Raw genomic sequence first — 12,450 nt, 5'->3', positions numbered from 1 at the left:
GGCGGCCGGTCAGGCCGGGGCCAGGTGAGGCGGGGCTAGTTGAGGCGGTGGCGGGCCGACCTCGCCGCCAGCCGGACCTTCTTCGCGCTGTCCGGGTCGAAGGCGTCCAGGATCGTCGCGTAGGCCTCCATCTCGGCGGCGCCGGTCAGGAAGTCGCCGGTCTTGACCAGGAGTTCGGCGCGCTCCAGGCGGAGCTGGGCCGGGTGGCGGGGGAGCAGCAGGGCGAGCTCGGTGGCCCAGAGCTGGGTGCGGGCGTGCTCGGGGCGGTCGGCGGCCCAGCGGCGGATGTTGCCCAGGACGCGCAGCACGGTGTCCAACGGCTGCGCCGGGGTCAGCAGTTCGGGCGAGAACGGCTGACCGGAGGCGGCGAGCAGGCGTTCGACGTCGGGGACGTCGAGCAGCCGGCCGCCGTGGAACGGGTCGGCCAGCACGTACTCGTCGCCGCCCGCCGGGTCGCCGACCGCGACGATGAAGTGGCCCGGCAGCGCGATGCCGTGGACGGTCAGACCGGCCCGGGCGGCCACCGCCGACCAGACCAGCGCCAGCATGATCGGCAGCCCGCGGCGGCGCCGCAGCACCTCCGGCAGCAGCGAGGACTCCAGCCGGAGGTAGTCGGACTGGCGGCCGTGGAAGCGCTCGCGGCCGCCGAGCACCGCCGCGAGCAGCGCGGCGGTCTCCTCCGGGCCGCTCGGGCGGCGCTCGGCGACGGCCTGCCGGATCGCCGCGGCGTGCCGGTCCAGCGCCGCCTGACAGGCGCTCAGGAGGGCGTCCAGGGACGGCTGTTCGGCGCTGTCGCCGGGATCGCCGAGGGTGTGCTCGGCGGCGGCGAGCAGGCACAGCAGCACCGGGTCCGGGTGTTCGCCCCGGGCTTCGGTGCGGAAGCGGGTTCTGCTCTGCTCGGTCACTGCGGCCTTCGGTTCAGCAGCGGTCGTTGCTCACTACAAGTGGTGCACGCTACCGCTGGGGAAGGCGGGCGTAGTGGTAAGTGTGACTGGTCGTGAAGCCCAGTCCGTCGTAGAGCGCGATCGCACCGTCGTTGTCCGCCTCGACCTGCAGGCAGGCGCCGGTGGCACCCTCCTCGGCGGCGCGGGCGGCCAGGGCGGCCACCACCGCGGTGGCCAGGCCGCGGCGGCGGGCGGCCGGAGCGGTCTCGACCGCGCCGAAACAGGCCCACGGGCCGTCGACGGCGAGCCGGCCGACGGCCAGCGGGGCGCCGTCCGGGCCCGCCACCCGAGCGAACCAGACCGAGGGGCCGCCGTGCAGCACCCGCAGGGCGGTCTCCCGCGCCGGGTCGTCCTCGGCCAGGCCGTACAGCGACAGCCACTCGGGGCCGGCGGTCCGGGACAGCCGCACGTCGGCCGGGCGGCCGGCCCGGGCCAGGGCGCCGACCGGCGCGGTGCGCACCAGGGTCGGGGCGATCGCCGGGCCGAGCAGCGCGTCCAGCCCGTCCGGCGAGCCGGGGACGGTCACCTCGACGTGCGCGGGCAGCCCGCGGGCCGCGTACCACGCGTCCACCCGGGCCAGCGCCTCGTCCAGCGGCAGGCCCGGATCGCCCAGCGCCTGCACCGAGTTGGCGCGCTTGGTGAACCCGGCGGCGGCCCGCAGCGTCCACCCGCCCAGCTGCTCCCGCTCGACGGCCGGCCAGCCCCGGGCGGCGGTCCGCTGCAGGTCGACCGGGTCGGCGGCGGGCGCGGCCGACCGGCGGGCCGGGAACGCCGGGACGGGCTTGCCGGCCACCAGCAGTCCGCCGGCGAAGCGGACCGGTCCGCCGGTGCGCGGTTCGACCGTCAACCCCGTGTCGTCCCACGAGGTGAGCACGCCGATCACATCGCGGAACACCGGACGCCCGTCCGCCACGCCGTCGACACGCCGGACCGACACCCGTCGTCCCACATCAGACCGGTCTATCCGGACCTCCGGACGGGCCTCCTCCGGTACTCGATCGAGCATCAAGCACACCTCCTGTGCATTTGCGTCCCCAGACCCGCGATACTAGGGGCGGGCATCGACGACGCCGCGCGCACCGCGCGACCGAGTAAACAGTAGGGCGGCAGCCCTTCCGAGGAGGAACGACAGCGTGACCTACGTCATCGCGCAGCCTTGTGTCGACGTCAAGGACAAGGCGTGCATCGAAGAGTGCCCCGTGGACTGCATCTACGAGGGCGAGCGCTCCCTCTACATCCACCCGGACGAGTGCGTGGACTGTGGCGCCTGCGAGCCGGTCTGTCCGGTCGAGGCGATCTTCTACGAGGACGACACCCCGGAGGAGTGGAAGGACTACTACAAGGCGAACGTCGAGTTCTTCGACGACCTGGGCTCGCCCGGCGGCGCCTCCAAGCTCGGCCTGATCGAGCGCGACCACCCGTTCATCGCCGCGCTGCCGCCGCAGAACGCCGAGCACTGAGCCGATCGGTGGCATCCACGCTGTGAGCACCAACAACAGCACGCACGCGCCGCTCCCGGGCCACCCGGGGGCGGCGCGCCGCGTCTCCGACCGTCTGCCGGTCTTCCCCTGGGACAAGCTCGAACCGTACAAGCGCACCGCCCAGGCGCACCCCGACGGCCTCTGCGACTTCTCCGTCGGCACCCCGGTGGACCCCGTCCCCGAGCTGATCCAGCGGGCGCTGGCCGCGCACACCGACACCCCCGGCTACCCCACCGTGTGGGGCCCGCTGTCGCTGCGCGACGCGATCGCCGGCTGGCTGGGCCGCCGCTGCGGCGCCGAGATCGGCCCGGAGGCCGTGCTGCCCACCGTCGGCTCCAAGGAGCTGGTGGCCTGGCTGCCCGGCCAACTCGGCCTCGGCCCCGGCGACCAGGTCGCCTACCCCAGGCTCGCGTACCCCACCTACGAGGTCGGCGCGCTGCTCTGCGGCGCCGAGCCGGTCGCGTACGAGGACGTCACCGAACTGGACGGCTCGAAGGTCCGGCTGCTCTGGCTGAACTCGCCGTCCAACCCCACCGGACGGGTGCTGGACGCGGCCGAGCTGCGCCGCGCCGTCGAGTGGGCCCGGGAGCACCGGGTGCTGCTGGTCAGCGACGAGTGCTACCTCGAACTCGGCTGGGAGGCCGAGCCGGTGTCGGTGCTCCACCCGTCGGTCTGCGGCGGCTCGCACGAGGGCCTGCTGGCCGTGCACTCGCTCTCCAAGCGCTCCAACCTGGCCGGCTACCGGGCCTCCTTCGTGGCCGGCGACCCGGTGGTGGTCGCCGAACTGCTGGAGATCCGCAAGCACGGCGGCATGATCGTGCCCGCGCCGGTGCAGGCGGCCACCTCGGCCGCGCTCGCCGACGACGCGCACGTCGCCGAGCAGCGGGCCCGGTACGCGCAGCGGCGCAGCGCGCTGCGGGCCGCGCTGGAGGCGTACGGCTTCCGGATCGAGCACTCCGAGGCGAGCCTGTACCTGTGGGCGACCCAGGACAAGCCGTGCTGGGAGACCGTGGCCGAACTCGCCGAGCTGGGCATCCTGGTGGCCCCCGGCGACTTCTACGGCCCGGCGGGCGACCGGTTCGTCCGGGTGGCGTTCACCGCCACCGACGAGCGGGTGGCGGCGGCCGTGGAGCGGCTCAAGCGGTAGGCGCCGGGCCGCGCACGGCGGACATGACGGCGGGGGCGGGCCTGGTGGCCCGCCCCCGCCGTCATGCGTGTTGCGTCATGCGTGTTGCGTCATGCGTGTTGCGTCATGCGTGTTGCGTCATGCGTGTTGCGTCATGCGTGTTGCGTCATGCGTGTCGCGACACGGGTGTCACGGCACGGGTGTGGGGTCATCGGTGTCGCGACACGGGTGACGTGTCAGCCGATCGGCAGGCCGCCGCCCTGGATGCCGCCGAGCAGGCCGCCGACCGGGCCGAGGGCGCCGGTCAGGCCGCCGAGCGGGCTGTCGCCGCCGAGCCCGGGCATGCCGCCAAGGCGGTTGGCGGACTCGTGCTCGGTCAGGCCCTCCACGGCGCCGGCGACCGGCAGCGAGTGGAGGGCGCCGGTGACCGGGCCGAGCTTGTCGGCGGCCGGCAGGCTCTGGGTGAGCTTGTCGGTGGGCAGGCCGCGGGCGACGGTGGCCAGCGGGGTGGCGGTGGCCCGGTCGGTGGCCGGGAGGACCTTCTCGGTGACCGCCGGGGCGACCTTGTCCTCGATCGCCGGGCCGGCCTTGTCGGTGAGCGTCTGCAGCGAGCCGGTCAGCTGGCCGGCCTTGCCGACCGGACCGAGCTTGCCGAGGGCGTCGTCGGTGGACGGCAGGTTGTGCGCGACGGTGTTGCCGGCCGCGTCGGCGGCCGCCGGGCCGCCCGCCGCCAGGGTCGCGGAACCGGTGGTGCCGACCACGTGGCCCAGCTCGTGGGTGGCCCCCTGCACCGCGTCGCCCGAGTTGGGGAGGTCGGCCAGCTTGGTCACGCCGGCGCCCAGGTCGGTCTGCGGCACCACCTCGGTGGCGGAGGCGGCGCCCGCCGCGGCCGCGAGCGGCGCCGCGGTGGCGGCGACGAGCAGCGCGGCCTGGGCGATCCGGCGCGTGAGGGGGAGGGACATGGTGCTCCTAAGAGGTGAGGTCAACGGTCCGCCGGACGGGCGGCGCGGGGAGCGCCCCGCCCGGCGGGCGACGTGTATGACCGAAAGAGCACCGGGAAGGTTTCGGCCGGTCAAGGTCAAGGGTTGGCAAAGATCGGACGATCCTTTTTCGGGCATTGCGGAAGTATCGGCCGGGCGGCGGAGCCCGCAGAACCGTCACTCCCCTTGCAGGCGGCGCCTTCGACGCCTTCGCGGTGCACCGGCCCGACGACGCCCGCCGACGGCCCGGACGTCAAAGGGAGTTGACGCGAATCACCCGGTGGACGGTCACCCGCGCACCAGTGCGTCAACGCACCGTCGAGCCCGTCACCGCGCCCGACCGCGACCGACCGCCACCGCGGCCCACCGCCGTCCGCCCCGGCTACTTCGCGGCCGGCTCGCCCATCGTCACCAGCACCCGGTCGGCGGGCGCGCCCGCCAGCGGCTTCCAGCCGTCGCGGGGCCTGTCCACCCGCCAGACCTTGCCGTCGTACGCGACCTGGCCGACGCCCAGCGCCGCGGCGTGCGCCACCGACCAGTGCGCCAGCGCCCAGCCGGTCTGGCCCGCGCCGCCGGCGCCCGCCGTGCTGGCGGTGGGCTGCGGGGTGAGCGCCAGCACCTCGCGCGGGTCCTTGGCGGGCTTCTCGGCGCCCGCCACCGTCACCGCCTTGCCGAACTCCCGGCGCACCCGCTCGGTGAGGTTCGCCGCGGTCGGGGCCGGCCGGGCCGGGTCGGTCGGGTCCGGCGCGGGCAGGGTGTGCACCACGCAGTCCAGCGAGCCGGGTTCGCGGCCGGTCAGCACCGTGGCGAGCAGCGTCGCGTTGTTCTCGTGCTTGGCGTACGCCTGCGGGTAGCCGCTGCGCTGCACCTGCTGGGCGGCGTCGGTCAGCGGCAGCTGCGCGTACCCGTTGACCTTCACCAGCGCGTCCAGGAACTTGTTGGTCGAGTAGACCGGGTCCATGATCTGGTCGACCGAGCCCCAGCCCTGCGAGGGGCGCTGCTGGAACAGGCCGACCGAGTCCCGGTCGCCGCCCTCCAGGTTGTACAGCTTGGACTCCTGGATGGCGGTGGCCAGCGAGATGGTCACCGCCCGCTCCGGCAGGCCGCGCGACATCGCCACCGCGGTGATGGTCGAGGCGTTCGCCGCCTGGGCGAGCTCCAGGGTGCCGGTGCCGGCCGCGGTGGTGACCGTGCAGCCCTCGTCCGGGGGCGCGATCTTGTCCCGGTTCAGCCAGACCACCAGACCGCCGACCACCGACAGGGCCAGCACCCCGACCAGTACCCGCCGCCACGGCCGCCGGCGGCGCGGTCCGTCGCCGTCCAGCGCGTCGTACTCGGCGTCCTCGGTCACGGGTGGCCCCTCTCTGTGGTGATCGCGTCGCGGCGGTCCCGGCCCGGCGCGCGCCGTTCGCGGACACCGTAACCGCTCGGACGGCCGTACGGGTCCGCGCGGTTGCGCGGCCACCGGCGGAGGGGGTCGGCGGCTCGGTAGGGTGGCGCCATGAGCAGCCCGAACGAGCCCCTCGACCTCTTCCTCGACGGCGGGACGCTGACCGCCCGCCTCGTCGACTTCCCGTCCGTCAGCGGCGAGGAGGCGGCCCTCGCGGACGCCGTCGAGACCGCGCTCCGGGCCCTCCCGCACCTCACCGTCGACCGGTACGGCAACAACGTGGTCGCCCGCACCCACTTCGGCCGGGCCGAGCGGGTCGTCCTCGCCGGGCACCTGGACACCGTGCCGATCGCCGACAACGTGCCCTCGCACGTCGAGGGCGACCTGCTGTACGGCTGCGGCACCTCCGACATGAAGTCCGGTGTCGCGGTGCAGCTGCGGCTCGCCGCCACCCTCACCGAGGCCAACCGGGACGTCACCTACGTCTTCTACGACTGCGAGGAGGTGGAGGCCACCCGCAACGGCCTCGGCCACCTGTTCGCGGTCCACCCCGACTGGCTGGTGGGCGACTTCGCCGTCCTGATGGAGCCCAGCGGCGCCGTGGTCGAGGGCGGTTGCCAGGGCAGCCTGCGGGCCGACGTCACGCTCACCGGCGTCCGCGCCCACGCGGCCCGCTCCTGGCTCGGCGACAACGCCATCCACCAGGCCGCGGAGGTGCTGCGCCGGCTCGCCGAGTACCAGCCGCGCCGGGTCGAGATCGACGGCCTGGAGTACCGCGAGGGCCTGAACGCGACCCGGATCGACGGCGGCGTCGCCGGGAACGTGATCCCCGACGAGTGCAGGATCCACGTCGCCTTCCGGTTCGCCCCCGACCGTAGCCTGGAGCAGGCCGAGGCGCACCTGCGCGAGGTCTTCGCCGGCTACCAGCTGGACGTGGTGGACGCCTCGCCCGCCGCCCTGCCCGGCCTCGGCCTGCCCGCCGCGCGGGCCTTCCTGGAGGCGGTCGGCGGCGAGCCCCGGGCCAAGTTCGGCTGGACGGACGTGGCCCGGTTCTCCGCGCACGGCGTCCCCGCCGTCAACTACGGCCCCGGCGACCCGAACCTGGCGCACAAGCGCGACGAGCACTGCTCGCTCGCCGCGATCGCCGACGTCGAGGAGCGGCTGCGGAACTGGCTCGCCCGGTAGCCCGCGAACGGCGGTCGCGCAGCCGGGGGTTCGTCCGACTCCCGTCTGTGCGACGGCCGTTATTTACCCCGGATCGTGCCTCGTCAGGCGTAGGGTTTCGTCATGACAGCCAATGGAGATGACCCCGTCCGCCGACCGAAGAAGCCGTGGCCCGAGAAGCGCAAGGGCCCCGTCCTGCTGCGGCGCGACCAGGTCGAGACGAGTACGACCGACCAACGGCTGCTGGACACCACCGGCCCGAGCGACTGGTTGCACACCGACCCGTGGCGCGTGCTGCGGATCACCTCGGAGTTCGTCGAGGGCTTCGGCGCGCTCGCCGAACTCCCCACCGCCATCAGCGTGTTCGGCTCCGCCCGGACGCCGGTCGGCTCGCCCGAGTACGAGGCCGGGGTGGAGATCGGCCGGGCCCTCGCCGAGGCCGGCTACGCGGTGATCACCGGCGGCGGCCCGGGCGCGATGGAGGCCGCCAACAAGGGCGCCACCGAGGCCGGCGGGCTGAGCGTCGGCCTGGGCATCGAGCTGCCCTTCGAGCAGGGCCTGAACGAGTACGTCGACCTGGGCCTGAACTTCCGCTACTTCTTCGTCCGCAAGACGATGTTCGTGAAGTACGCCCAGGGCTTCGTGGTCCTGCCCGGCGGCCTCGGCACGCTGGACGAGCTGTTCGAGGCGCTCACCCTGGTGCAGACGAAGAAGGTCACCCGGTTCCCGGTGGTCCTGTTCGGCAGCGCCTACTGGGGCGGCCTGGTGGAGTGGCTCAAGTCGACGCTGGTCGCCCAGGGCAAGGCCAACCCCGCCGACCTCGAACTGTTCCACGTCACCGACGACGTGTCGGAGGTCCTGAAGGTGCTGGACGCCGCGCGGGGGCCGAAGGGCACCCCCGCGTAGCGCCGCGGCCGGAGCCCGCGGGGCTCAGGCCAGCCCCCGGCGGGCCACCGCCGGGGGACGGGTGCCGCGGATCGAGGCCACCATGTCCAGCACCTGCCGGGTCTCGGCGACCTGGTGCACCCGGTAGACCCGCGCGCCCAGCCAGGCCGAGACCGCCGTGGTGGCCAGGGTGCCGAGCAGTCGCTCGTCCACCGGCCTGTCCAGGGTCTCGCCGACGAAGTCCTTGTTGGAGAGCGAGACCAGCACCGGGAACCCGGTCGCGGCCATCTCCGGCAGCCGGCGGGTGGCCTCCAGCGAGTGCCGGGTGTTCTTCCCGAAGTCGTGCCCCGGGTCGATGATCAACCCGTCGCGGCGCACGCCCAGTTCGAGCGCCCGCTCGGCCAGGCCGACGGTCACCGCCAGGATGTCCGCCATCACGTCCTCGTACCCCACCCGGTGCGGGCGGGTGCGCGGCTCGGCGCCGCCCGCGTGCGTGCACACCAGGCCCGCGCCGTACCGGGCCGCGACCTCGGCGAGCTTCGGGTCGAAGCCGCCCCAGGCGTCGTTCAGCAGGTCGGCGCCGACCTCGCAGACCGCCTCGCCGACCTCGTGCCGCCAGGTGTCGACGCTGATCACCGCGTCCGGGTGGCGCTTGCGCAACTCGGCGACGAACGGCACCGTGCGGCGCAACTCCTCCTCCACGGTCACCTCCTCGCCCGGACCGGCCTTCACCCCGCCGATGTCCAGGATCGCCGCGCCCTCGGCCACCGCCCGGTCCGCGGCCGCGAACGCGGCCTCGTCGGCGAAGGTCGCCCCGCGGTCGAAGAACGAGTCCGGAGTGCGGTTGACGATGGCCATGATGACCAGCTCGTCCGGGCCGAACTCCCGCGTGCCGAGGCGTAGTGCCACCGGTGTCTCCTCCTCAGCGCTCCCGGGTGCAATGATGGGCCCCGGCCTGTACGGGACCATGATCCCACCGTAGCCCTCGCGGGCGGGCCGAAGCCGACCGGCACCTGCCGGGAAAAAGCCGGGAAGCCGGGAACTGCCGGGAACTGACGGAGGACAGCTCGTGTTCTGGGTGATCGTGGCCGCGATGGTCTTGGTGGTGGGCGGCGCCGCCGTGGTGGCGCTGGGTGGCGGCGGGACGCTGCCGGAGGCCGAGCACGACCGGCTCTCCGTGCGCCTCCCGCAGGACCGCGCGCTCAGCCGGGTCGACGTCGACGAACTGCGCCTGCCGATGGCGCTGCGCGGCTACCGGATGGACGAGGTCGACGACGTGCTCGACCGGCTCGGCGCGGAACTCTCGCTCCGCGACGCCCGGATCGCCGAACTGGAGGCCGTCGGCGCGGTGCGCGGCGCGGTCACGGCGACCGAGGGCGCGGCCGGGGCGGCCGGCGAACCGCTGCCGGGGCTGGAGTCGTTCACGGCCGTCCTGGAGAAGGAGCCGGCGACCGCGGAGCCGACCGCCGGCGAGCCGGCCACCGAGCCGGCCGCCGGGACGGTCGCCGAGACGTCCGCCGCGACGGTCTCCGAGACGCTCTCGGACGAGGACACCGTCGAGTCCAAGGGCGACCGCGCGTGACGGGTGCGGTCCTCGGGGCCGACGGGCTGCGGCGGTGCGGCTGGGGCGACTCGGCCGAGGACTACCGGGCCTACCACGACACCGAGTGGGGGCGACCGGTCCACGGCGACCAGGCCCTGTTCGAGCGGATCTCGCTGGAGGCGTTCCAGTCGGGCCTGTCCTGGATCACCATCCTGCGCCGCCGGGAGGGCTTCCGGGCGGCGTTCCGCGGCTTCGACCCCGCTGCCGTCGCCGCGTTCGACGACACCGACGTCGAACGGCTGCTGAACGACACCGGCATCATCCGCAACCGCGCCAAGGTCCTGGCCACCATCGCCAACGCGAAGGCGGCCCGGGCCCTGGACGAGGGCGAACTCGACGCGCTGGTCTGGAGCCACGCCGGCGACCCGTCCCGCCCGGCACCGCCGACCCTGGCAGACGTCCCGGCGGTGACGCCGGAGTCGACGGCGCTCGCCAAGGCGCTCAAGCGCGCCGGCTTCCGGTTCGTCGGGCCGACGACCGCGTACGCGCTGATGCAGGCGTGCGGGCTGGTGAACGACCACCTCGCGGACTGCCACGCGCGCTAGCCCGGAGCGCCCCGCCGCCGGTGGGGCCTCAGCGCCCGGTGTAGGCGGGCTTCTCCTTGCTGAGGAAGGCGTCGACCGCGATGCGGTGGTCCTCGCTGTTGCCGGCGAGGGTCTGGAGTTCGTCCTCCTTGTCGAGGAGTTCGTCCAGGGAGTGCGAGGCGGCGTAGGCCAGGGACTCCTTGATCGCGCCGTAGGCGACCGTCGGGCCGTTGGCCAGGGTGAGGGCGAACTCGTGGGCGGTGGCGGCGAGTTCGGCGGCGGGGACGACGCGGGTGGCGAGGCCGAGGGTGAGCGCCTCGGCGGCGCGGACGGTGCGGGGGAGCATCAGGAGTTCGGTGGCGCGGGCGTGGCCGACCAGGCGGGGGAGGGTCCAGGAGGCGCCGGAGTCGGCGGTGAGGGCGACGCCCGCGAAGGAGGTGTTGAAGCCCGCGGTGTCGGCGAGGATCCGGAAGTCGCAGGCGAAGGCGAGCGAGGCCCCGGCGCCGGCCGCGACGCCGTTGACGGCGGCGATGGTGGGCTTGCGCATCCCGGCGAGGGCGCGGACCAGCGGGTTGTAGTGCTCGGCGACGGTGCGCAGCGCGCCCTCGCCGGTCTCGCGCTGGTGCTGGAGCAGGCCGACGTGCTCCTTGAGGTCCTGGCCGACGCAGAAGGCCTTGTCGCCGGCGCCGGCGAGCAGCACGGCCCGGACGCCGGGGTCGGCCGCGGCGGCGGTGACGGCGTCCCGGAGGGCGACCTTGGTGGGGACGTCGAGGGCGTTCATCGCGGCGGCGCGGTCGATGGTGAGGACGGCGAGGGCGCCGTCGCGCTCGTAGCGCACGGTGTCGGACATGGTGAGGGCTCCCCGGGTCGCGGTGGCTGCCACTGGTGGCGGTTCAGGGGTCAGCATGCCGGAGCGGGCCCGGGCACGGGGAGTGTGAGGTGTCACACCCTCGGTAGGCGTGTCGGAGTGCGGCGAGATGCGGCTTTGGCCCGGGAATGAGGGCTTTGCGGCAGGTTGGGGGCGCTTGGCGCAGAGAGTGATGTTGGTCATCCAGCCGTTGCATGCGGGATAATGGCTTCCGATCAATGCGTTCGATACCGGCGGTGGACGGACTGTCCGGTGCGTACCTGAACGGTTGCAGGAAGGGGAACGAGCATGGCGGCCATGAAGCCGCGGACGGGTGACGGCCCGCTGGAGGTCACCAAAGAGGGGCGGGGCATCATCATGCGAGTTCCGCTCGAAGGAGGCGGGCGCCTGGTGGTGGAGCTGACGCCGGACGAGGCGGACGCTCTGGGCGAGGCCCTCAAGAAGGCCTGCGGCTGACCTGCAGGCAGGTGACCCCGCATCTCCCCGGCGATCGGCGAGGTGCTCGACGGGCCCGGTTCCCCGCTACGGGGGGCCGGGCCCGTTCCGCGTGCCGCGCCGGGTGCCGGGCGGCGGGTCAGCGCTTGACGGCGCAGAGCAGCCCGTCCGAGACCGGCAGCAGCGCGGGCAGCAGGACGTCGCTCTCCCGAATGTCGGCGACCAGGTCGCGCACCGCGCGGGTCTGCGGGTCGTCCAGCTCGGGTTCGGCGAGCCGGCCCTCCTGGAAGACGCCCTCGAAGCAGACCACCCCGCCCGGCCGGAGCAGCCGCAGCGCCTCGGTGAGGTGGAAGGGCGAGTCGGCCGGGTCGCCGTCGCAGAACACCAGGTCGTACTGGCCGTCGGCGAGCCGGGGCAGCACGTCGCGGGCGCGGCCGGGGATGCAGCGGACCCGGTTGCCGGTGAAGCCGGCCGCCCGGTAGGCCTCGCGGGCGTACTGCTGGCGGACCGGTTCGGCGTCGACGGTGGTGAGCACCCCGTCCGCGCGCATGCCGCGCAGCAGGTAGACGCCGGAGACGCCGGTGCCGGTGCCGACCTCGACCACCGCCTTGGCGTCGAGGGCGGCGGCGAGCAGCCGCAGGGCGGCGCCGCCGCTGGGGCCGATCGCGGGTATGCCGGTGCGGGCCGACTGGGCCCGGGCGTAGGTCAGCACCGCGTCCTCGCCGACGTAGGTGTCGGCGAGGGCCGCTCGCTGGGGCCCGAACTCGGTGATGGCTGCCTCTTCCGGAGCGCCGTTGCCGACCCAAGTCGACAAATTCCAGCGACAGACTACTGGCCGCCCGGGAACCGCGTTCGACGGCTGGCCGTTGGACTGCTACGGGCGGCCGGACCGTCCGGGGCGGCCGGTGTTCGACCGCTCTTATCCGGGCTTGACGGGCGAGGTGGATATGGTGGTGGCTCTGCTGGGCAGAAGAGCCGACCGAGGAGGTGTGGCCGAGGGCGACGTCCCTGTGCAGCGGCACTCCCGCGGCATCACGTCGATCCGTACGC

At 74.2% G+C, this 12,450-nt stretch carries 14 protein-coding genes; 7 read left to right on the top strand and 7 right to left on the bottom strand.

Annotation, left to right across the window (positions count from 1 at the left end):
* Positions 1-35: 35 nt before the first annotated feature.
* The gene (locus ACZ3J7_RS22175; RefSeq protein WP_465623756.1) at positions 36-905 is read right to left on the bottom strand and encodes a transglutaminase family protein; all 870 of its coding nucleotides are present in this window, start codon (positions 903-905) and stop codon (positions 36-38) included.
* 49 nt (positions 906-954) lie between these two features.
* Complete coding sequence (locus ACZ3J7_RS22170) at positions 955-1,950, bottom strand: GNAT family N-acetyltransferase (RefSeq protein ID WP_465623753.1); 996 nt, start codon at positions 1,948-1,950, stop codon at positions 955-957.
* Between the two features lie 127 nt (positions 1,951-2,077).
* Between ACZ3J7_RS22170 and fdxA the strand changes: the two genes are divergently transcribed.
* Positions 2,078-2,404, top strand: a complete 327-nt coding sequence (fdxA, locus tag ACZ3J7_RS22165; RefSeq protein WP_030459925.1) for a ferredoxin — start codon at positions 2,078-2,080, stop codon at positions 2,402-2,404.
* A gap of 22 nt (positions 2,405-2,426) precedes the next feature.
* Complete coding sequence (gene dapC, locus ACZ3J7_RS22160; protein ID WP_465623748.1) at positions 2,427-3,572, top strand: succinyldiaminopimelate transaminase; 1,146 nt, start codon at positions 2,427-2,429, stop codon at positions 3,570-3,572.
* A 215-nt stretch (positions 3,573-3,787) separates the two neighbouring features.
* On the opposite strand, the gene ACZ3J7_RS22155 is transcribed toward dapC, so the two are convergent.
* Entirely contained in the window at positions 3,788-4,513 is a 726-nt protein-coding gene (locus ACZ3J7_RS22155; protein ID WP_465623744.1) for a hypothetical protein, read from the bottom strand.
* 400 nt (positions 4,514-4,913) lie between these two features.
* Positions 4,914-5,882 (bottom strand): VldE C-terminal domain-containing protein, encoded by a 969-nt coding sequence (locus tag ACZ3J7_RS22150; protein ID WP_465623740.1) that lies wholly within the window; start codon positions 5,880-5,882, stop codon positions 4,914-4,916.
* Positions 5,883-6,032: 150 nt separating this feature from the next.
* On the opposite strand from ACZ3J7_RS22150, the gene dapE reads away from it, so the two are divergent.
* Both dapE and ACZ3J7_RS22140 read left to right on the top strand, forming a co-directional pair.
* Positions 6,033-7,106, top strand: coding sequence for a succinyl-diaminopimelate desuccinylase (dapE, locus tag ACZ3J7_RS22145; RefSeq protein ID WP_465623737.1), 1,074 nt, complete (start codon positions 6,033-6,035; stop codon positions 7,104-7,106).
* A gap of 102 nt (positions 7,107-7,208) precedes the next feature.
* Positions 7,209-7,991 (top strand): LOG family protein, encoded by a 783-nt coding sequence (locus tag ACZ3J7_RS22140; protein WP_465623734.1) that lies wholly within the window; start codon positions 7,209-7,211, stop codon positions 7,989-7,991.
* A 24-nt stretch (positions 7,992-8,015) separates the two neighbouring features.
* Here the strand turns inward: ACZ3J7_RS22140 and folP are convergent, their stop codons facing one another.
* Positions 8,016-8,828, bottom strand: a complete 813-nt coding sequence (gene folP / locus ACZ3J7_RS22135; RefSeq protein WP_465624108.1) for a dihydropteroate synthase — start codon at positions 8,826-8,828, stop codon at positions 8,016-8,018.
* 211 nt (positions 8,829-9,039) lie between these two features.
* On the opposite strand from folP, the gene ACZ3J7_RS22130 reads away from it, so the two are divergent.
* Both ACZ3J7_RS22130 and ACZ3J7_RS22125 read left to right on the top strand, forming a co-directional pair.
* On the top strand, positions 9,040-9,552 hold the full coding sequence (locus ACZ3J7_RS22130) for a DivIVA domain-containing protein (protein ID WP_465623732.1): 513 nt from the start codon (positions 9,040-9,042) through the stop codon (positions 9,550-9,552).
* The gene (locus ACZ3J7_RS22125; protein ID WP_465623729.1) at positions 9,549-10,118 is read left to right on the top strand and encodes a DNA-3-methyladenine glycosylase I; all 570 of its coding nucleotides are present in this window, start codon (positions 9,549-9,551) and stop codon (positions 10,116-10,118) included. The genes ACZ3J7_RS22130 and ACZ3J7_RS22125 overlap by 4 nt, the downstream gene beginning before the upstream one ends.
* 28 nt (positions 10,119-10,146) lie before the next feature.
* On the opposite strand, the gene ACZ3J7_RS22120 is transcribed toward ACZ3J7_RS22125, so the two are convergent.
* Complete coding sequence (locus tag ACZ3J7_RS22120) at positions 10,147-10,947, bottom strand: enoyl-CoA hydratase/isomerase family protein (RefSeq protein ID WP_465623727.1); 801 nt, start codon at positions 10,945-10,947, stop codon at positions 10,147-10,149.
* 306 nt (positions 10,948-11,253) lie between these two features.
* Between ACZ3J7_RS22120 and ACZ3J7_RS22115 the strand changes: the two genes are divergently transcribed.
* The gene (locus ACZ3J7_RS22115; RefSeq protein WP_014137929.1) at positions 11,254-11,421 is read left to right on the top strand and encodes a DUF3117 domain-containing protein; all 168 of its coding nucleotides are present in this window, start codon (positions 11,254-11,256) and stop codon (positions 11,419-11,421) included.
* 118 nt (positions 11,422-11,539) lie between these two features.
* Here the strand turns inward: ACZ3J7_RS22115 and ACZ3J7_RS22110 are convergent, their stop codons facing one another.
* Positions 11,540-12,214 (bottom strand): O-methyltransferase, encoded by a 675-nt coding sequence (locus ACZ3J7_RS22110; RefSeq protein WP_465623724.1) that lies wholly within the window; start codon positions 12,212-12,214, stop codon positions 11,540-11,542.
* Between the last annotated feature and the right edge of the window lie 236 nt (positions 12,215-12,450).

The sequence above is a fragment of the Kitasatospora sp. NPDC015121 genome, from assembly GCF_055562955.1.
The sequence above is the reverse complement of the archived record's forward strand: the minus strand, read 5'-3'. Positions and strand labels throughout refer to the sequence as shown.

Coding starts and splice junctions, on each gene's coding strand:
- ACZ3J7_RS22170 (WP_465623753.1), bottom strand. CDS start 1,950: ATGCTCGATCGAGTACCGGAGGAGGCCCGTCCGGAGGTCCGGATAGAC.
- ACZ3J7_RS22155 (WP_465623744.1), bottom strand. CDS start 4,513: ATGTCCCTCCCCCTCACGCGCCGGATCGCCCAGGCCGCGCTGCTCGTC.
- dapE (WP_465623737.1), top strand. CDS start 6,033: ATGAGCAGCCCGAACGAGCCCCTCGACCTCTTCCTCGACGGCGGGACG.
- ACZ3J7_RS22140 (WP_465623734.1), top strand. CDS start 7,209: ATGACAGCCAATGGAGATGACCCCGTCCGCCGACCGAAGAAGCCGTGG.
- folP (WP_465624108.1), bottom strand. CDS start 8,828: ATGGCCATCGTCAACCGCACTCCGGACTCGTTCTTCGACCGCGGGGCG.
- ACZ3J7_RS22120 (WP_465623727.1), bottom strand. CDS start 10,947: ATGTCCGACACCGTGCGCTACGAGCGCGACGGCGCCCTCGCCGTCCTC.
- ACZ3J7_RS22115 (WP_014137929.1), top strand. CDS start 11,254: ATGGCGGCCATGAAGCCGCGGACGGGTGACGGCCCGCTGGAGGTCACC.